The organism is Halomonas sp. BMC6 (genome assembly GCF_964204995.1).
GTDB lineage: Bacteria > Pseudomonadota > Gammaproteobacteria > Pseudomonadales > Halomonadaceae > Vreelandella.
Genome location: NZ_CAXNSH010000001.1, coordinates 1,330,704 through 1,350,248, shown reverse-complemented (window position 1 = coordinate 1,350,248; position 19,545 = coordinate 1,330,704). Strand labels below are relative to the sequence as shown.

General features: G+C 62.3%; 19 protein-coding genes. 14 read left to right on the top strand and 5 right to left on the bottom strand.

Going from position 1 to position 19,545, the window contains the following annotated elements; translation table 11 throughout:
• Positions 1-21: 21 nt before the first annotated feature.
• Positions 22-1,068 (bottom strand): LysM domain-containing protein, encoded by a 1,047-nt coding sequence (locus AB6K10_RS06445; RefSeq protein WP_339118216.1) that lies wholly within the window; start codon positions 1,066-1,068, stop codon positions 22-24.
• Positions 1,069-1,244: 176 nt separating this feature from the next.
• Here AB6K10_RS06445 and def point away from each other — a divergent pair, with 176 nt between their 5' ends.
• From def to AB6K10_RS06405, 8 genes are all read left to right on the top strand, one after another.
• On the top strand, positions 1,245-1,757 hold the full coding sequence (def, locus tag AB6K10_RS06440) for a peptide deformylase (RefSeq protein ID WP_159341172.1): 513 nt from the start codon (positions 1,245-1,247) through the stop codon (positions 1,755-1,757).
• 136 nt (positions 1,758-1,893) lie between these two features.
• Positions 1,894-2,886 (top strand): methionyl-tRNA formyltransferase, encoded by a 993-nt coding sequence (gene fmt, locus AB6K10_RS06435; RefSeq protein ID WP_339118215.1) that lies wholly within the window; start codon positions 1,894-1,896, stop codon positions 2,884-2,886.
• Positions 2,883-4,214, top strand: coding sequence for a 16S rRNA (cytosine(967)-C(5))-methyltransferase RsmB (rsmB, locus tag AB6K10_RS06430; protein WP_285263894.1), 1,332 nt, complete (start codon positions 2,883-2,885; stop codon positions 4,212-4,214). Before fmt ends, rsmB begins: the two co-directional genes overlap by 4 nt.
• 45 nt (positions 4,215-4,259) lie before the next feature.
• A complete protein-coding gene (locus tag AB6K10_RS06425; RefSeq protein ID WP_159341169.1) occupies positions 4,260-4,466 on the top strand; it encodes a dodecin in 207 nt (68 codons plus the stop codon).
• A gap of 111 nt (positions 4,467-4,577) precedes the next feature.
• Positions 4,578-5,951, top strand: coding sequence for a Trk system potassium transporter TrkA (gene trkA / locus AB6K10_RS06420; protein WP_339118214.1), 1,374 nt, complete (start codon positions 4,578-4,580; stop codon positions 5,949-5,951).
• A gap of 48 nt (positions 5,952-5,999) precedes the next feature.
• Positions 6,000-7,448 carry a TrkH family potassium uptake protein gene (locus tag AB6K10_RS06415; RefSeq protein ID WP_159341167.1) on the top strand — a complete coding sequence of 483 codons (1,449 nt, stop codon included), beginning with the start codon at positions 6,000-6,002 and terminating at the stop codon, positions 7,446-7,448.
• Between the two features lie 34 nt (positions 7,449-7,482).
• Positions 7,483-8,736 carry a TraB/GumN family protein gene (locus AB6K10_RS06410; RefSeq protein WP_339118213.1) on the top strand — a complete coding sequence of 418 codons (1,254 nt, stop codon included), beginning with the start codon at positions 7,483-7,485 and terminating at the stop codon, positions 8,734-8,736.
• Positions 8,733-9,638, top strand: a complete 906-nt coding sequence (locus AB6K10_RS06405; protein WP_159341165.1) for a DMT family transporter — start codon at positions 8,733-8,735, stop codon at positions 9,636-9,638. Before AB6K10_RS06410 ends, AB6K10_RS06405 begins: the two co-directional genes overlap by 4 nt.
• A 5-nt stretch (positions 9,639-9,643) precedes the next feature.
• Here AB6K10_RS06405 and AB6K10_RS06400 read toward each other — a convergent pair whose 3' ends face one another.
• Complete coding sequence (locus AB6K10_RS06400; protein ID WP_253019040.1) at positions 9,644-10,405, bottom strand: tRNA-uridine aminocarboxypropyltransferase; 762 nt, start codon at positions 10,403-10,405, stop codon at positions 9,644-9,646.
• A gap of 172 nt (positions 10,406-10,577) precedes the next feature.
• Between AB6K10_RS06400 and bioB the strand changes: the two genes are divergently transcribed.
• The 6 genes from bioB to bioA are packed head-to-tail and all read left to right on the top strand — an operon-like array spanning position 10,578 to position 16,280.
• Positions 10,578-11,666, top strand: a complete 1,089-nt coding sequence (gene bioB, locus AB6K10_RS06395) for a biotin synthase BioB (RefSeq protein WP_339118212.1) — start codon at positions 10,578-10,580, stop codon at positions 11,664-11,666.
• Complete coding sequence (bioF, locus tag AB6K10_RS06390) at positions 11,653-12,798, top strand: 8-amino-7-oxononanoate synthase (RefSeq protein WP_339118211.1); 1,146 nt, start codon at positions 11,653-11,655, stop codon at positions 12,796-12,798. Before bioB ends, bioF begins: the two co-directional genes overlap by 14 nt.
• Positions 12,795-13,514: an alpha/beta fold hydrolase gene (locus AB6K10_RS06385; protein WP_339118210.1), complete on the top strand. Its 720-nt coding sequence runs from the start codon at positions 12,795-12,797 to the stop codon at positions 13,512-13,514. Before bioF ends, AB6K10_RS06385 begins: the two co-directional genes overlap by 4 nt.
• A complete protein-coding gene (locus AB6K10_RS06380) occupies positions 13,511-14,296 on the top strand; it encodes a methyltransferase domain-containing protein (RefSeq protein WP_339118209.1) in 786 nt (261 codons plus the stop codon). The genes AB6K10_RS06385 and AB6K10_RS06380 overlap by 4 nt, the downstream gene beginning before the upstream one ends.
• A complete protein-coding gene (gene bioD, locus AB6K10_RS06375; RefSeq protein WP_339118208.1) occupies positions 14,293-15,015 on the top strand; it encodes a dethiobiotin synthase in 723 nt (240 codons plus the stop codon). Before AB6K10_RS06380 ends, bioD begins: the two co-directional genes overlap by 4 nt.
• Positions 15,012-16,280, top strand: coding sequence for an adenosylmethionine--8-amino-7-oxononanoate transaminase (gene bioA, locus AB6K10_RS06370; RefSeq protein ID WP_339118207.1), 1,269 nt, complete (start codon positions 15,012-15,014; stop codon positions 16,278-16,280). Before bioD ends, bioA begins: the two co-directional genes overlap by 4 nt.
• A gap of 44 nt (positions 16,281-16,324) precedes the next feature.
• Here bioA and AB6K10_RS06365 read toward each other — a convergent pair whose 3' ends face one another.
• The 3 genes from AB6K10_RS06365 to AB6K10_RS06355 all read right to left on the bottom strand — a co-directional run bounded on the left by AB6K10_RS06365 (position 16,325) and on the right by AB6K10_RS06355 (position 19,460).
• Complete coding sequence (locus AB6K10_RS06365) at positions 16,325-17,038, bottom strand: NAD-dependent deacylase (RefSeq protein ID WP_159341157.1); 714 nt, start codon at positions 17,036-17,038, stop codon at positions 16,325-16,327.
• Between the two features lie 32 nt (positions 17,039-17,070).
• Positions 17,071-18,837, bottom strand: coding sequence for a bifunctional isocitrate dehydrogenase kinase/phosphatase (gene aceK / locus AB6K10_RS06360; RefSeq protein ID WP_339118206.1), 1,767 nt, complete (start codon positions 18,835-18,837; stop codon positions 17,071-17,073).
• 98 nt (positions 18,838-18,935) lie between these two features.
• Complete coding sequence (locus AB6K10_RS06355; RefSeq protein ID WP_285263883.1) at positions 18,936-19,460, bottom strand: CIA30 family protein; 525 nt, start codon at positions 19,458-19,460, stop codon at positions 18,936-18,938.
• Between the last annotated feature and the right edge of the window lie 85 nt (positions 19,461-19,545).

The following is a 19,545-nucleotide window of genomic DNA, read 5'->3' as shown; positions in this document are numbered from 1 at the left end:
TTGTAACGGATGATTCGTTCGTTAGCGCGCGGGCGAGCGCACGCTGTCCCCGATGGCCAATACCCGTGACGCCTGCATGACGAGGGCATAACTCATCTGATTGTAAGGCCGGAAAACCATCACCAGACCCGCTTCGGTATCGGGTAGGCGCAGTAGCTCTTGGGTGCGAGGATCGGTGACGAGCTCGCCCTGCTGATCGACACGCAGTACGTGCCCAGGCTGCAAGCCATCCTGGGTGCCTAGGTCCAGCGCAACGATCTGTAGGCGTCCAATAAAACGCACCCCACCCGGTACCGCAACGATCTGGCCCGACACGTCATTCAACGGTGCGCGGGGAACGAACGCGTCGCTCAGCTCACGATCCTCCAGCGGCAGCAGAATGTCGTCGTTACGCACTTCCTGATAGGCGCTGAGCACCTCGACCCGGGCGATATCGCCCTCGCTGCTGACGTAGCGCGCTTCGCCAATATTGATCAACTCATCGCCCAATCGCGTGCCATCGGCCGCGACATAGGGCTCGCCCGGACGATAGATCCCCAAACGCGTGCGCTCCGGCAGCTCTCCACGCACGTACAGCGTATCGCCTGCCCCGCTAATCAGACGCTGGTTGTCGCCGCCCACCACGTAGGCCAGCGCCTGTAGGTTCTCATCTGGCTCGACCACGCGATGCTCACGCAAAAAGGCGCGCACCAGGTCCATCGGAATCGGCGTAATGGCTTCGCGCTCCGGCACGGTGCGCATTTGCGGCGAGAGTTTGACGACGCCCTGGCCACGCTCCAACGTGACGCAGGGCTGGCCTTCGCAGGTGCCCAGTAGCAGCACGTCCCCAGGATAAATGAGGTGAGGATTGCGCACCTGAGGGTTTGCCCGCCACAGCGACGGCCACTGCCAAGGAGAGTGAAGGTAGCGGGCCGAGATGTCCCATAGGGTGTCGCCAGGAACCACTTCGTAGCGCTGCGGAGCATCGCGGCGTAAGCCTTCCAGGGCCCAGACAAGTTGGCTGGTCAGCAGCCCCCACGTTAAGAGCAAGCCAAAGACGCTATAATAAAGAGGCTTTCGGGCCACCATCCGGTTCTCTCCAGGCAGTCGTTGGTGAAGCAGTGGAAGAGGGCCACACGGTGTCGCGCGTGCCCTGTCACGCTATCAGCATGTTATAGTGGCCCATAGTAAAGCAGTTAGGCGCGCTGACACAGGTTCGCCGCTAACTCATCTTAAAGACTCAGCATAACGGTGATTGTAACGCCATGGCCAAACTTCCTATTCTCGAATTCCCCGACGAGCGCCTGCGCACCAAGGCGGTACCGGTGGAAACCGTTGACGACGAGGTCCGCCAGCTCGTCGACGATATGTTGGAGACCATGTACGACGCGCGCGGCATCGGCCTTGCCGCCACGCAAATCGATGTCCACCGCCGCGTGGTGGTGATGGATGTCAGCGACGATAACTCCCAACCGCTGGTGCTGATCAACCCGCGCTACGAGCCCATTGGCGATGCCAAAGAGCCGCTCTCTGAGGGCTGTTTGTCGATCCCTGAGTACTACGCCGAAGTGCCGCGCTACCTGAAAGTGAAGCTCAATGCGCTGGACCGTCACGGGGAGCCCTACGAGCTGGAAGCAGATGGCCTACTGGCCCACTGCATTCAACATGAGTACGACCATCTGGAAGGTGTGCTGTTTGTGGATTACCTCTCGCCGCTCAAGCGCGATCGGGTGATGAAAAAAATGCAGAAGCGCCACAAGCTGATGAACGACGCCTAACCGGCACCTCATCACCTGGCCACTGGCCGAGCTGACACGCTGCCCCGCAGGCTTCTGCCTGCACGATAGCGCTGCCTCTCGGCCTTTGTGCGTTTCATAGATGGCACTTTCTCTCTTCTCTTAGGGGTTCTCCACCATGTCACCGTTACGCGTTGTTTTTGCTGGCACGCCAGACTTCGCCGCCTCCAGCCTTGCCGCCGTTCTCGACAGCGAACACGAAGTGGTGGCGATTTACACCCAGCCCGACCGCCCTGCTGGTCGAGGCCGCAAGCTCACGCCCAGCCCGGTCAAACAGCTGGCACAAGCGCACGGCCTGCCGGTGTATCAACCCGTCAGCTTGAAAGACGCCGATGCGCAAGCCGAACTGGCGGCGCTGAATGCCGATGTGATGGTGGTGGTCGCCTATGGGCTGCTGCTGCCCCAAGCGGTGCTGGATACGCCCCGCCTAGGCTGCATTAATGTGCACGCCTCGCTGCTGCCCCGCTGGCGCGGCGCGGCGCCGATTCAGCGCGCCATCGAAGCCGGTGATAGCACCTCCGGCGTCACCATCATGCAAATGGATGCGGGGCTGGATACCGGCGCTATGCTGTACGAAGTACGCACCCCGATCACCTCTCGCACCACGGGCGGCGACCTCCACGACCGGCTAGCTATTCAAGGCGCTAATGCGCTGGTGACCGTGCTCGACCAACTGGACAGCGGCAGCCTCGACGCCACGCCGCAGCCTGATGAGGGCGTGACCTACGCCGCCAAGCTCAGCAAAGCCGAGGCCGAGCTCGACTTTAGCCAGCCCGCCGAGCAGTTAGCGCGTAAAATTCGTGCCTTCAACCCGTGGCCGGTGGCTTGGTGCCCCCTGGGGAACGATCGTCTGCGGCTGTTGATGGCCAGCGTCGAACCTGGCGAGCAGCCGCCAGCCGCGCCTGGCACGCTGTTGGCACATGGCGACGAACACCTGCGCATTGCCTGCGGTGCCCAGGGCCAGGAAGTGCTGTGCGTCAGCCGTGCCCAGCTACCCGGCGGCAAAGCCATGGCAGTGCGTGATCTTTTGAATGCCCGCCAAACGCCCTTGAGCGAAGGTGTTCGCCTTGGACAGCCCTCACAGCCATCCTCGCAAGGAGCGCGCCCATGAGCGAGCGACCCGCCAAAAGCGGCAGCGGCCTGGACGTCCGCGCGGCGGCGGCCAGAAGTCTGGTGCCGGTTCTCACCGATAAAGGCTCCCTGGCCGGGCTCGATGAGCACAGCGTCATCGCCAGAGACCGCGCACTGCTCAAAGAGCTTTGCTACGGCACCTGCCGACGCTTGCCGCGTCTTCAAGCGCTGGCCAGCCGTCTGTTGAAGCAACCCTTCAAAAAGCGCGATGCGGATGTCCAGGCGCTGCTGCTGATCGGTATCTATCAGCTGCTCTACATGCGTACGCCTGCCCACGCCGCCGTGGGGGAAACCGCTGGCGCTGCGCGTCTGCTGGAGAAAGAGTGGGCCACCCGCGTGCTCAACGGCTGCCTGCGCCGCCTACAGCGCGAAGCCGACGCTCTGCAGGCCGAAGTCGACCGGGATGAGAGCGTGGCCTTGGAGCACCCTCAGTGGCTGCTAGGCAAGCTGCGTAACGCCTGGCCAGATCAGTGGCGCGCCATTGCCCGGGCCAACAATGAGCCGGGACCGATGACGCTGCGTGTCAACCAGCGTCACAATGATCGTGAAGCGTACCTGCAGCAACTCACTGAACAGGGCTTGAACGGCCAGCTCTGCTTGCACGCCCCCGATGGCATTACGCTGACTCATCCATGCGATGTCTCGGTGCTGCCTGGCTTCGACCAGGGCCATGTCAGCGTGCAGGACGAAGCCGCACAGCTCTGCGCCGCGCTGCTTGGCCCAGCGCTCGCCCCACGGCCGGGTGCCCACGTCTTGGATGCCTGCTGCGCGCCCGGCGGCAAAACCGCCCACTTATTGGAGCAGTTCGATATTGCGCTGACCGCGCTGGATAGCGATAACCAGCGGCTGGCCCGCGTCGACGACACGCTCAGTCGCTTAGGGCTCAGTGCCGAGCTGAAACATGCCGATGCCACCACCCGCGACTGGTGGAGCGGCACGCCGTTTGACGCCATTTTGCTAGATGCCCCCTGCTCCGGCACCGGCGTGATTCGTCGCCACCCGGACATCAAAGCGCTACGCCGCAAAGAGGACATCCGCCAGCTCGCCAAGCTGCAGCAACAGCTGCTGGATAATCTCTGGCCGCTGCTACGGCCCGGCGGTACGCTGCTCTACGCCACGTGCTCGGTGCTCCCCGAAGAGAATGCCGCACAGATCGATGCGTTTTTGGCCCGCACCCCGGATGCCCACGCCACCACGCCCCATGACGTGGCCTGGGGCGAACAGAGTGGCCAAGGGCGCCAGCTGTTTCCCGCTCAGAACAGTCACGATGGCTTTTTTTATGCCAGACTAGAGAAGCGACCGGCCTAGGCGTTTCGCCCTGTGCCACCTGTTCATGACACGCAAGGAGATAGCATGAGTCATCACACTTATAAGCATATCGAGCTCACCGGTTCATCCGAAAAAGGGATCGAGGACGCCGTGCAGAACGCTCTGGCGAAAGCCTCCGAGAGCGTTCACAACATGCGCTGGCTCGAAGTCACCGACACCCGCGGCCACATCGAAGATGGCCGCGTGGCCCACTGGCAGGTCACCGTGAAGGTGGGCTTCACGCTGGAATAATCCCTACCTGCTTTTCGACGGCGGCTGGTTTACACTGGCCGCCGTCTTTATTGCAGCGCACACCGCCAAGCGGCCATGCGCTGGCGCTTATAACGGAACCGATGCTCAGCGATGAAAATCATCATTCTTGGCGCCGGCCAGGTCGGCGGCACCCTTGCGGAGCACCTCGCCCGCGAGGAGAACGACATCACCGTCGTCGATACCGACGGCGCAAAACTGCGCGAACTGCACACCAAGCTGGATATCCGCACGGTGACCGGCGCGGGCTCCTACCCCATCGTGCTGCGCCAAGCGGGCTGCGAAGACGCCGACATGCTGATCGCGGTGACCAACACCGACGAAATCAACATGATCGCCTGTCAGGTGGCCCACACGCTGTTTCGCACGCCCACCAAAATTGCCAGGGTGCGCTCCACCGCTTACCTCACCCGTAAAGGGCTATTCGCCCACGAAGCGATTCCCATCGACGTGCTGATCAGCCCCGAGCAGGTGGTCACCGACCACGTGCGCCGCTTGATCGAACATCCCGGCGCGCTGCAGGTGCTGGAGTTTGCCGGTGGCTTAGTGCAGCTGGTGGCGGTGAAGGCCTTCTACGGCGGCCCGCTGGTGGGCCAGGATCTGGCGTTTTTGGGCAAGCATATGCCCAACGTGGAAACCCGCGTGGCGGCTATTTACCGCCGCAACCGGCCAATCATTCCCCGAGGCGACACGGTGATTGAAGCCGACGACGAGGTGTTCTTTTTGGCCGCCCGCCGGGATATTCGCGCGGTGATGAGCGAGCTGCGTAAGGTGGAGCGGGACTTCCGCCGGGTGGTGATTGCCGGGGGCGGCAATATCGGCGAACGGCTAGCAGAGCACTTAGAGCACAGCCATCAAGTCAAGATCATTGAGCATAGTCTGGAGCGCTGCACCACGCTTTCCGAGCGGCTGGATCGCACCGTGGTGCTCCACGGCAGCGCCACCAGTAAGCGGCTGCTGGAAGAGGAGAACATCGAAGACTGCGATATCTTCTGCGCGCTGACCAACGACGACGAAGTGAACATCATGTCGTCGCTGCTCGCCAAGCGGCTGGGGGCAAAGAAGGTGCTCACGCTGATCAACAACGCGGCCTACGTCGATTTAGTCCAGGGCGGCGATATCGACATCGCCATTTCCCCCCAGCAGGCCACCATCGGCAGCCTGCTGACCCACGTGCGCCGGGGGGATATCGTCAATGTCCACTCCCTGCGCCGGGGCGCGGCGGAGGCCATCGAGGCCATCGCCCACGGCGATAAGCAGTCGTCGAAAGTGGTGGGGCGTACGATTGCCGAGATCGACCTGCCTGAAGGCACCACCATTGGTGCCATCGTACGCGGTAAAGAGGTGCTGATTGCCCACGGCGACGTGCGGGTAGAGAGCGGCGACCACGTGATTCTGTTCGTGATCGACAAACGGCGCATTCGTGATGTGGAGCGCCTGTTCCAGGTCGGGCTAACGTTTTTCTAAGGAGCGCGCCAGCGTGATGACACAGCCACCACCGAGATCAACAGCGCTATGAGTTTGCGGGTCATTCTACGTATTTTGGGCCTGCTGCTGATGCTTTTCAGCCTGACGATGCTGCCCCCCATGCTCATGTCGCTCTGGTTTCGAGACGGCGTCTGGCACGCGTTCATGAGCGGCATTGGGATTACCGTCATGACGGGGCTGTTTCTCTACCTGCCCAACCGCCGTGCTCACAAAGAGCTACGCATCCGCGACGGGTTCATCATCGCGGCCATGTTCTGGACCGTACTCGCGCTGTTCGGCTCGCTGCCGTTGATGCTGTTTGGCGAAGGCTCGCTGAGCATGACCGATGCGGTATTCGAGTCGTTTTCTGGCCTGACGACCACCGGGGCCACGGTGATTACCGGTATCGACTTTTTGCCCGAATCGATCCTCTACTATCGTCAGCAGCTCCAGTGGCTAGGCGGCATGGGGATCGTCGTACTGGCCGTGGCCATACTGCCCACCCTCGGCGTCGGGGGCATGGCCCTGTATCGCACCGAAATTCCGGGGCCGCTCAAGGACTCCAAGCTCACGCCGCGGATTACCGAAACCGCCAAAGCGCTCTGGTACATTTACGCGACGCTCACGTTTGCCTGCATGGTCGCCTACATGCTGGCGGGGATGAACTGGTTCGATGCCCTAGGCCACAGTTTCTCCACCGTCGCCATCGGCGGGTTCTCCACCTACGATGCCAGTATCGGCTACTTCAATAGCGCCGCCATCGAGTTGATCTGCATCGGCTTCATGCTGATTTCGGCCTTCAGCTTTAGCCTGCACTTCATTGCCTGGCGGGAAAAGCGTCTGCTGCACTACTTCCAAGACCCGGAAGCCCGCTTTCTGATGCTGTTTTTAGCCGGGCTCACCACCATTACCGTGATCACCCTATGGCTCACCGACACCTACGACGACATCGTGGGGCTACGTCATGCGCTCTTCGAGGTGGTCTCGGTGGCCACGACCGCCGGCTTTGCCGTAGCAGACTTTTCTGGCTGGCCAGGGGCACTGCCGTTCCTGCTGTTCGTAGCCGCGTTCGTGGGCGGCTGCTCGGGCTCTACCGCCGGGGGGATGAAGGTCATACGAATCATCCTGATCCTGAAGCAGGGGATGCGTGAGGTCATGCGTCTGATTCACCCCAACGCGGTCATCGCCGTCAAGGTCGGCAAAGTGAGCGTGCCCGATAGCATCGCCCAGGCCGTGTGGGGATTTTTCTCCGCCTATGTGATGCTGTTCTTTTTGATGCTGGTGGGCGTGATGGCAACGGGCGTCGATCAGGTAACGGCATGGTCTACCGTGGGCTCTGCGCTGAACAACCTGGGCCCGGCACTCGGTGAGGCCAGCAGCCACTATGGCGATTTACCAAGCCTCGCCAAATGGATCCTAGTGCTGGCCATGCTGCTGGGCCGCTTGGAAATTTTTACGGTACTGGTGCTGTTTACCCCGGCGTTTTGGCGGCGTTAAACGCACTGCTGGTGACTTTTTTTGAGATTTTTTAATGACTCACGATGACGCAACACCGCTGGCGCAAGAGAACAGCACGCTTCCGACGACCAGCGGCCCGCTGAGAACCATTCAGGTGGGCGCGACCCGCTACACGCTCCTTGGCACTGCCCACGTCTCTGCCGAGAGCGCAGACGACGTTCGTCGGCTGATCGACAGCGGCCACTTCGATGCGGTGGCCATCGAACTCTGCGATGCCCGCCACCACAGCATGGACAACCCCGACGCCATGGGTGAGCAGGACCTGTTTCAGGTGTTCAAACAGGGCAAAGCGGGGATGGTCGCGGCAAGCCTCGCGCTGGGCGCGTTTCAGCAGCGAATTGCCGAGCAGTCCGGCATTCAGCCGGGAGCCGAGATGCGAGCGGCGGTGGAAGAGTGCCGTACCCGCAATCTGCCACTGCTGCTGGTCGATAGGGATGTGGGCATTACCCTGAAACGGATTTATCGCAACGTGCCCTGGTGGCAGCGCTTCTCGCTGTTTTCAGGGCTGATTGGCAGCGTGCTCTCACGTCAGGATGTCTCCAAAGAAGACATCGAAAAGCTCAAAGAGGGTGACATGCTAGAGGCCACCTTCAGCGAGTTTGCTGCCGAGTCCGAAGCGCTCTACTCTCCGCTGATCCGTGAGCGTGATCGCTACATGGCGCTGCGTTTGGCGGAGGAAGCGCCGCCTGGGCGCTACCAGAACGTGTTGGTGGTATTGGGCGCCGGACACTTGAAAGGCACGGGTGAGCACTTGGAAACACCGCTGCCGGACAACCCCACGGTGGAGCGGGAGTCTCTCGAAGCCACACCGCCGCCTTCCAAACTGTGGAAAGCCGCCCCCTGGCTGATTACGGCGCTCGTCATTACCGGTTTCGTGGTGGGCTTTTCACGCAATACCGATCTGGGCTGGCAGCTGGTCATCGAGTGGTTTTTGATCAACGGGATTCTATCCGGCGGGGCTACCATTGCCGCTCTCGCCCACCCGGTGACGGTCATCGCGACCTTCTTTGCCGCGCCGCTCACTTCCCTCAACCCGACGATTGGCGCAGGCTTTGTGGCAACGGGAGTCGAGCTCTACATGCGCAAGCCCAAAGTGCGCGACTTTTCGACCCTGCGCCACGATGTGACGCAGCTCAAGGGCTGGTGGAAAAACCGCGTCTCTCGCACCCTGCTGGTGTTCATTCTCGCCACGCTCGGCTCGGCGGTGGGCACCTGGGTCGCGGGCTTTAGAATCGCCGGCGCCTTGTTCGGCAGCGGTGCTGCGTGAGTACGATCAAACAAGCCCCCTGGCAGGCCGATGCACTGCTCCTGCTGGTCACGGTTGTGGCCGCTGGCGGCTGGATATTTTCCAAGGAGGCGCTTGCGGGCATGCCGCCGCTGCTGTTTATCGGCACGCGCTTCTTACTCGCCGGGCTGATATTGCTGGGATTCTCTTGGCCTGCTCTGCGACGTATGCCGATACGCCGAATACGCCGCGGCCTGCTGGTCGGCGTTTTGTTCAGCGCCGCCATCGCGTTTTGGGTGCTCGGGCTGCACTACTCCGACCACCTGGGAGAAAGCGCCTTCATCAACAGCTTGGGCATTCTGCTGGTGCCCGTGGTAGCCCGGCTACTGTTTGGCGACCGCCCACCGCGCAGCACCTGGATCGCGCTGCCCATCGCATTGCTCGGCTTTGCCCTGCTCTCGCTCAATGCGGGGTTTCGAGTGGAAGCCAGCCAGCTACTCATGGTGTGCGCCGCGCTCTGTTTTGCACTGCTGATCAACGTCAATACCCGGGTGGTGCGTAACGTTCCCGCACTACCTCTCACCACGCTACAACTCATCTCAGTGGGCGTGGTGCTGACCAGCCTATCACTGGTAGTGGAACACCAGCCGCTGGCACTGAGTCCGTCGATTCTCGGCTGGTTCATGGCCAGCGTGCTGCTGGCCAGCTCGCTGCGCTTCTTTCTGCAGATCAAGGCGCAGGGCATGACGACCCCCAGCCATGCGGCGGTGATTCTCATGCTGGAAGCCGTTTGGACCGCGCTGTTTGCCGCCTGGTGGTTTGGCGAAACCATGACCTCGCTGCAGCTTCTGGGCTGCAGCCTGATTTTCGCCGCGCTGCTGATCAACCGCTGGTACTGGGTGCGCAAAGTCCTGTTACGCTGGTTGCCGGGCCAAACCCCTTAACGCTCTTACTGTTGTCTGTCTAGCAGCCGCTGCATCGCAGCGGTGGGCTCTTCGATCTTGCGATAGTAGCGGCTTTCCGCATAGCTATCGTTGAACACGTCAAAGTAGTCATCCAGCACGCTCGCCGCTGTTTCATCGCCACTTTGGCGTAGTAGCTCGATGGCCACCTCGGCGGTGCACAGATGCGCTTTCGAGGCGGGCTTGCGCAGCCGGTAGCGGGTTTCACGCTCGGTGCGCAGCGGCAGTACCGGCAGTACATCCAGGTAAGGGCTTTTGCGGAACATACGCCGCGCCTGACGCCAGGTGCCATCCAAAATGATGAACACCGGAATGCGCGCCTGCTGCTTGGCGGCATGCACCGCGCCGATATCCACCACGCGGTCGGCGTAATCCGGCTGGTCGTCCGGGAAAATCACGAACGGCGCGTAACGCGGATCTGCCAGCAGCGCCGCCAGCGTGTCGTCCGGCGCGGTGCGATACCAGGTAAACACGCGGGTGTTGGTCAGCACGTCGCCAATCAAGCGCCCGGTGTTAGTCGGTTTGTAGTGCTCAATGGAGTGGGTCAACAGCCATACCTGAGCGTCGCTCTCCGCCTTCACCTGATACGGGCAGAGGCAATTCAGCTCGGGCAAGTTGCAACCTTCGCAACGCTTAACGAAGCTGCCCCGCGCTTTGAATTCACGCCGAGGCGGGCGCGGATGCCCGGTGGCCGGGTCGCGGTCGGTCAATGCATCGTGCTCGGGGGGCAGCGAGGTCGCGTCAGGCATCTGCGCTCCAGTGGGTCGTCAAAGGGCGCAGAGTATAAAGCAGGCCATACATCCTGACGAATACTCCCTACAGTCAAGCACCATGGTAAACCAACATTATTCCAAAAGTTGACACCCTCAGCACAGCCCCGCTAGAGTCCTGTCAACTTTCAAAAGAATATAGGTTTACCCCGTGACCACTACCTCGACTGCTTCTTACGCGGCGGATGCCGCGCCGCGCCACGACTGGACGCTTGACGAGATCAACGCGCTGTTTGCGCTGCCCTTTAACGACCTGCTGTTTCAAGCCCAGCAGGTGCACCGGGCGCATTTCGATGCCAACGCGGTGCAGGTCTCTACTCTACTGTCGATTAAAACCGGGGCCTGCCCGGAAGACTGCAAATACTGCCCCCAGTCGGGCCACTACAACACCCAGTTGGAAAAAGAGAAGCTGCTAGAAATCGAGAAGGTAGTGGCCCAGGCCCAGGCGGCCAAAGAGGCTGGCGCTAGCCGCTTCTGCATGGGGGCCGCGTGGCGCAGCCCACGGGATAAAGATTTAGTGGTGGTGGAAGAGATGGTGCGCCAGGTGAAAGCGCTGGGGCTTGAGACCTGCATGACGCTGGGTATGGTCGACGGCGAGCAGGCCACCCGGCTGGCGGCGGCCGGGCTGGACTACTACAACCACAACCTCGACACCTCCCCCGATTACTACGGCGAAATCATCACCACCCGCACCTACAGCGACCGCTTAGAGACCCTAGCCACCGTGCGCGACGCCGGTATGAAAGTGTGCTCTGGCGGTATTTTGGGCATGGGCGAAGGCGCGCAGGATCGCAGCGCGCTGCTGCAGCAGCTGGCTAAGCTCTCTCCGCACCCCGAATCCGTGCCTATCAACATGCTGGTCAAAGTGCCGGGAACGCCACTGGAGAACGTGGAGGATTTAGACCCGCTGGAGTTCATCCGCGCCATTGCCGTGGCGCGCATCATGATGCCCCAAAGCCATGTGCGCCTCTCGGCGGGCCGCGAGCAGATGAGCGAATCCACCCAAGCACTCGCCTTCCTGGCCGGTGCCAACTCCATCTTCTACGGCGACAAGCTGCTGACCACCAGCAACCCCCAGGCAGAGCGCGACCGTGCGCTATTTGCCAAGCTGGGCCTGCACCCCGAGCGCCGCGATACCTGCGAAGACGATACACAGCGCGCCGAGCGGCTGGCCCAACAGGCGCAGCGTAACGCCCAAGCCGAACGCGCTGCGGCGCTGGCGGTGGATGCCAGTGTCTGAGGTGTGGCACCAGCGACTAGCGGCAGCCCGCGATGAGCGCGAGCGCCAGCAGCGCTGGCGCAACCGCCGCGTCTCTGCCCACGGGGCACTCGACTTTGCAGGCAACGACTATCTGGGCCTTGCCCAAGACCCACGGGTTCAGGCGGCTCAGGCGGAAGGCGCGAAACGCTTTGGCGCCGGGGCCGGCGCGTCGCATTTGGTCAGCGGGCATCTGGGCATTCACGATGCCTTGGAAGAGGCGCTGGCGGAGTGGACCGGACGGGAGCGGGCGCTGCTATTTTCCACGGGCTATATGGCGAACCTAGGCGTGCTGCAGGCGCTAGCGGATCCCCACACCGCGATATTTCAGGACCGGCTTAATCACGCCTCGCTACTCGACGGTGGCGCGCTGAGCGGCGCCCGCTCGCGGCGCTACCACCACCGCGATGGTCATGATCTGGCGCGTTTACTGGCGCGCAGCACGGCCACCCATAAGCTGGTAGTGAGCGACGGCGTGTTCAGCATGGATGGTGATATTGCTGACGTCGGAGAACTTGCCCACATCAGCCAGCAGCACGGCGCTTGGCTAATGATCGACGATGCCCACGGGCTCGGCGTGCTCGGAGAAAACGGCGCGGGCTGCGTGGAAGGCGTTGATAGCCAGGACGTGCCGATCTTGGTCGGCACCTTGGGCAAAGCGCTGGGCACCGCAGGCGCGTTTGTGGCGGGGGACGCCGTACTCATTGAGCACCTGATTCAGTTTTCCCGCAGCTATGTGTACACCACCGCCCAACCGCCCGCGATTGCCGCCGCCACGCTAGAAGCACTCACCATTGTCCAGCGGGAGCCGGAGCACCGCCAACGGCTCGCTCGCCATATTGACTACTTCCGCCAGCAAGCCATCGCCTTGGAGCTGCCCCTCGGACACTCCCACACGCCGATTCAACCTCTGCTGCTGGGAAGCGAGCAGCGCACCCTGGCCTGGGCGGCCACGTTCGATGAGCACGCTATCCAGGTAGGGGCGATTCGACCACCCACGGTGCCCAACGGCGAGTCGCGGCTGCGTATCACGTTAAGCGCCCGCCATACTCAACGGGATATCGATCGGCTACTGGAGGTCGCCGCCGACTGCCTGAACGAGGAGCAGCGATGAAGCTCATCCTACTCTCGGGCTGGGGCGTCGACCGCCGTATATGGCAACCGCTGGCAGAGTACTGGCCCGGCAACGTCGAACCCAGCGCAGTGGAGTGGCCCGGCTACGGCGAATCTCCAGCGCTACCTACCCCCACACACATTGCAGCGCTCGCCGAGCGTATGGCACCCGAGCTACCCAGCGATGCCATCTGGGTGGGCTGGTCGCTGGGTGGGCTGCTGGCCACGGCGCTGCTCAATCATCTGCCGCCGCCCAAGGCCCTGTTGCTACTGGGCGCAGGTAGCCGTTTTTGCTGTGACGGGGAAGATGGCGGTGTGACGAGCCAGGAGCTTGCCAGCTTTCAGCGCGCTTTCTGCCGTGACCCCGTTGCCACATGGCGGCACTTTCTACGCTGGCAGGCCCAGGGCGAACCCAATGCCCGCGAGGCCCATAGACAGCTACGAGCACAGTTAAGTGAGACTCCCCAAGCCGATACCGACACGCTCGCGCAAGGGCTCACGTGGCTTGAAACGCTGGATAACCGGGCGCTGCTTGCCACCCCTCCCTGCCCTATCCGCCGATTGGCAGGCGCCCACGACCCGCTGCTATCAAGCAGCACGCGCCAGCAAGCGCTTCAACTGGAAGCCGCAGGGCACTGCCCCATGCTCTCCCAGCCCGCCCCACTGGCGGCACGGCTGGCCGAGCAGGCCACGCGGGCGCTACAGGAACCGCGATGAACACACCGGTCACCTCGCTGCCACTGCTCCGCTGGCAGGAGCGTGTTGCTCGGGCTTTTTCACGGGCGGCACCACGCTACGATGCTCTCGCCAGCGCCCAGCGCGACATTGGCGAAACGCTCTGGCAAACGCTACCGGAGAGCGCCCAGCATGTGCTCGACCTTGGCTGCGGCACCGGCTACTGGACCCAGCGGCTGGCGAGCCACTACCCAAACGCCACCACCACCGGGCTCGACCTGGCGCCGGGTATGCTCGCCCACGCCCAAGCGCAGTATGGCGATGCCATACGCTGGCAACAGGGAGATGCCGCCGCGCTGCCGCTGGACGACGCAAGCGTGGATCTCGTGTTCTCTAACCTGGCGATTCAGTGGTGCCCGGATATCGGCGCGGTGCTGCGGGAGTTGGCGCGGGTGCTCGCCCCTGGCGGGCAGGCGCGCATCACCACGCTGCTGCCCGGCACGCTGAACGAAGTCGCCACCGCCTGGCAGCGGCCCGAGGCACTGCTGCAAACGCCGGATGCAAGCGCCGTACAGCGGGCGATTCAACAAAGCGGCCTGCGCCTCATCCAGCACGCCTGCGATCAGCGGCGTTTTTTCTACCCCGACCTGAACGCCGTAATGGCCTCTATCAAAGGCGTGGGTGCCCAAGTGGCCAGACCCAACGCTCGGCTGACCCGCCAAGCGCTTACCACCGCCCAGGCCCGCTATGAATCGCTACGCACGCCGCAGGGGCTGCCGGTGAGCTACCACTGCCTGACGCTACAACTGGAAAGTGCGATATGAATAACAGCTATTTCGTCACCGGTACCGACACCGACGCGGGCAAAACCCTGGCCACTAGCGCGCTGCTTTGCGCCGCCCGCCAGCGCCAGCTCACCACGCTGGGGTTAAAACCGATTGCCTCCGGCAGCGAGGCCACGCCCATCGGCCTACGCAACCGCGACGCCCTGGCGCTACAGGCGCAAAGCTTCCCGCCGGTGGAGTATCCAACGGTGAACCCCTGGGCCTTTGCCCCCGCCATTGCGCCGCATCTCGCCGCTCTGGAAGCAGGTACGGTGCTTAACGTGGCAAGGGTTACTCAGGCGCTCAGCGACACGTTAACCGACACACCACGGGATCTGACGCTAATCGAAGGCGCAGGCGGCTGGCGGGTGCCGCTGAACGAGGCGGAGGACTTTTCCGACCTGCCCCGCGCGCTCGGGCTGCCGGTGATTATGGTGGTTGGGCTGAAGCTGGGTTGCCTGAACCATGCCCGGCTCACCGCCGAAGCCATCGCCGCCGATGGCTTAATGCTGGCGGGCTGGGTAGGCAGCGTAGTGGACTCAGCCTTTGCCGACGACAGCCCGCGCTTTGCGGCCAATGTGGCGCTGCTAAAACGCGCTCTGCCCGCCCCTTGCTTGGGCATCATTCCTCATTTGGCCACGGCAGATGCGGCCACCGCGCAGCGCTACCTCTCCCTTGATGCGCTGCTCCCCCTCGCCACCCAGGAGGCGACGCCATGAACTCCCCCGTTTGGCACCCCTACGCCCATCTCAAAACCCAAACGCCTGCGCCCAAAGTGGTCGGCGGCAGCGGCAGCTACTTTACGCTAGACAGCGGCGAGCGCCTGCTGGATGCCACCTGCTCCTGGTGGTGCATGATTCACGGCTACGGCCATCCGCGCCTCGTCGCCGCCATCCGCGAGCAGGCCGGGGAGCTTTGCCATGTGATGCTGGGCGGTCTGACCCACGACCCCGCCGACCAGCTGGCAAGGGCGCTGGTACGCATCACCCCGCCGGGGCTGAACCATGTGTTCTACTCCGATAGCGGCTCGGTGGGTATGGAAGTGGCCATGAAGATGGCGCTGCAGTATCAGGTGCTGAGCGGCCACCCCGGCAAGCGCAAAATGCTCTCGCTCATGAAGGCGTACCACGGCGATACCACCGGCTGCATGGCGGTGTGCGACCCCGAAGAGGGCATGCACAGCCTGTTCGCCAGCCTGCTGCCCCAGCACCACTTTGCCCCAGCACCCACGGCCCCCTTCGACGCGACGCCTGAGCAGGTAGAGCGGGACCTCGCCGCGCTGCGGGAGGTGCTAGCGCGCCACCACCATGAGATTGCTGCGCTACTGATGGAGCCGCTGCTGCAAGCGGCAGGCGGGCTGAACATGACCTCACCCCACTACCTACGCGGCGCGCGAGCGCTGTGCGATGAGTTTGGCGTGCTGCTGATTTTTGATGAAGTCGCCACCGGCTTTGGCCGCACCGGCGAGCTTTTCGCCGCCGACCACGCGGGCGTCACGCCAGACATCATGGTGCTCTCCAAAGGGCTGACCGGCGGCTACTTGGGCCATGCGGCCACGCTGGCTACTGACCGGGTTCACGGGGCATTTATTGGAGACAGCGAGCACCACGCTTTCATGCACGGCCCCACTTTTATGGGCAACCCCCTGGCCTGCCGCGTGGCGCTGGAGAGCCTGAAGGTGTTCGAAGAGGAGCACTACCTGGAGAAAATTGCCGCGCTCAGCCAAACGTTACAGCGCGAGCTATTAGAAGACGTAGCGCTGCGCGCACATCCGGCCGTAGCGGACGTGCGCGTATTAGGCGCAACGGCGGTGATCGAAACCCACAGCAGCGAAGCGCTGAAAGGCGTTGCCGCGTTTGCCCGAGCGCGGGGCGTGTGGCTACGCCCCATTGGCCGCTGGCTTTACACCATGCCCGCCTATATCGCGACGGACGCCGAGCTCACCCAGATTACCGGGGTGATGAAAGCGTGGTTTTTAGAGTAGCGTCATCCAACGTCATGAACAGGTCAGGTGAGGAATCCTGCCGATCAAGGCAGTATCAAATTCCCCTGCTTACGCCACTGGTTAACCAGCGCCGGCACGCCTTCCCCCGCCGTGGTATTGATCGCCAGCACGCCGGGGGGGCTGAGCTCATCGGCGTCGGGGTCCACCAGCGCACAAGGGGTGTCGTAATCGATATAGGTGAGCAGCGATGCGGCGGGCATCACCGCCAGCGAGGTGCCCACCACTAGCAGGAAATCCGCCTGGCTCACCAGCTCGCAGGCCTCTTCGAACAGCGGCACCGCCTCACCAAACCACACCACGTCCGGGCGCAGCTGACTGCCCTTATCGCACACATCGCCCAGGGCAATACCCCCCTTTAACAGTGGGTAGCGCAGCCGTGCATCCACCGATGAGCGCGCCTTCAAAATCTCACCGTGCAGGTGCAGCACGTGGCGGGAGCCTGCCCGCTCGTGCAGGTCGTCGATGTTCTGGGTGATCACGCTAACCTGAAAGCCATCCTGCTCCAGCGCCGCCAGCGCTTTATGGGCGGCATTGGGCTTTGCACGACGAATCTGCTCACGGCGCTGGTTATAGAACGCCAGCACCCGCTCCGGGTCTTGCCGCCACCCTTGCGGCGTGGCGACCTCTTCCACCGGGTGATCCTCCCAGAGGCCATCGCTGGCGCGGAAGGTTTGAATGCCGCTCTCCGCGCTGATTCCCGAGCCGGTAAATACCACCAAGTGCGGGGCTGAAGTCATGCTGTCCTCGGCTTACGTCGTCCAGTAAACGCCTAATGTACCAGTTGCCCCACGGTGCCCGCGAACCGCTGCTTGTTGCGATACGGATAAACGTCAATCACCCGCCCATCCAGAATCGCCCTCTGTAGCGCCAGCCAGTAGTCCGGGTCGAACAGCTCCGGGTGCTGCTCCATAAATAGTGCGCGTAGTTCCGGGTTGGCAAACATAAACGGGCCAAACTCTTCGGGGAAGATATCGTTGGGGCCAATGGAAAGGCTGGCCCCGCCATCCATGTAACTGTCGTACCCTTGAGACTTGGGTATATGGCGAAAGCGACACTCGGTGAGATAGCTCACCTCGTCGTAGTCGTAGAAAATCACCCGCCCGTGGCGAGTGACGCCAAAATTCTTCAGCAGCATATCGCCAGGGAAAATATTCGCCGCCGCCATCTGTTTGATGGCGTTGCCGTAATCTTTTAGCACCATTACCCGCTCATCGGCGCTGCACTGCTCCAGGTAAATATTCAGCGGCGTCATCATTCGCTCGGTGTAGCAGTGCTTGATGATCACTTTATCCTCTTTCAGCGACACCGTGGAGGGCGCAACCTCTAGCAGGTGGGCCAAACACTCCGGCTCGAAGTGGTCCTGGCGGACGATAAAGTTGGAGAACTCCTGGGTATCGGCCATCCGCCCTACCCGGTCGTGGCGTTTTACCAGCCGATACTTCTCCCGCACGATGGCGTGGGTGACCTCTTTGGCGGGGTCGAACTTATCCTTGATGATCTTGAACACGGTCCGGAAGCTCGGCAGCACAAATACCGCCATCACCATACCCCGCACCCCCGGCGCGATCATAAATTGCTCTTCGCGTTTAGCCACCTGCTGGTTCAGCGCGCGGAAAAATTCGGTTTTGCCGTGTTTGAAAAAGCCAATGGCGGCGTACAGCTCGCCCTCGGGCTTGTGGGACATGAGCTGTTTTAGGTAGGCGACGAACTCCCCCGGCACCGGCACGTCCACCTGAAAATAGGCGCGGGTGAACGAGAAGATGATCGACACTTCATCGGTTTCGGTGAGTACCGTATCCAAATGCAGGCAGGGGTCGCCGCCCTGCTGCTCGCCGTACCCTTCGCCATGCAGAATGGGCAGCACCAGCGGCACCTGCTCGCCACCGCCTAAAATACGCCCGACCAGATACGCCCCTTTGTTACGGTAAAAAACGCTGTTGAGTAGCTCCACCTGGGCATCCTCCGCCTTCCAAATCGCGGCGGGGAGCTGAGTTTCCAGCAAGCCAGCGCCGAGCTGGCTATCGCGTTCCAAGTTGGCAAAGGGAGACTCAAACGGTGCTTCGCTCAGCGCCCAAGCGAGTGCCCCCGCCCAGTCGCCATTGACGTAATGCCTGCGGCACAGCTCAATGCCCGAACGGTGCGCGGCATCCTCCCGGGAGCTGTACACAAACATCCAGTCGTTGCGGATATGGCGATGCTGAAAGACTGAGCAGAACAGCGAATTAAAGAAGGTTTCCGCCAGCTCGTAATCCAGCCGCTGGCTAATCAACTGGGCGTAGTGCCCCCGCGCTTCCCGCCATGTTTCGCAGTGGGCCAGCACGTCCTGGGCAAAGGTGCGCTGCAATCGGTCGAGCGTCTCCTCGACTTTTTCACCGTACAGGTTGATCCGCGCGGCGGAGGCCTGCTGCGCTTCACGCCAGGCGGCATCGCGAAAACGGCGGCTGGCATCTGAGGTGATCTGCTTGAAACGCGCACGGTACTCATCGAAACCGTGCAGCACAGTGGCCGCTAGGCGATACGCGGGAGAGTGTTTCATCACGCTGGCTCACGTCGAAAAAAGAGCTTCTCAGATTCCGTGAACGGCACACTACATACGAGACGACCTTAGTCCTGTAAGTGTCAGCCCTGTCAGTGTTAGCCCTGTGAGTGTGAATCCTGTGGGTACGGCGCAATAGAGGCGACCTCCAGGCGAAACGGCCCGGCGGTGCGGTCGGCAATCAAGAAACCGAGCTGGTGAATAGAGTGCGGGTCGAGAGGCGGCGCGCTGGAAAGCAGCGTGCCCCGGCGCACCGCCTCGAACTGTGCCCAGGTGAATTGATGCGTTTCCCACTGGTGAGCCGTAGGCGTGAAAGCGACGCGGTAGGCGCTTGCTTCGTCCAGCGCGCTGCTTTTGAGCCGTAGCTGATAGGTGCGACCATCCCCACGCACGCGAAGCGTAACTCCTTGGCTGTGTGCTAGGGTCGGCTCAAAGCCGTTGGGTTCACGGCGCACCGAGGCAAAGCCACCGCCGTTTTCCAGCGATACCTCGCCACAAAAGCAGCCAGCGCCCGCTTCCACGCAAAAGCCGCTTTGAGACACGCCGCCCATCACACCATCGTCCACGGCGTACCAGCGCCGCTGCTCTGACTCGGCCATGTTCGATTCGGTAAAGTTCAACATCCTTCAAGCTCCTCCTTGCCTGCCCATAACAACGCCTCTGAGCGAAAGCCCAGAGGCGCACTGCTGTGGTTCAGACTAGGCGATC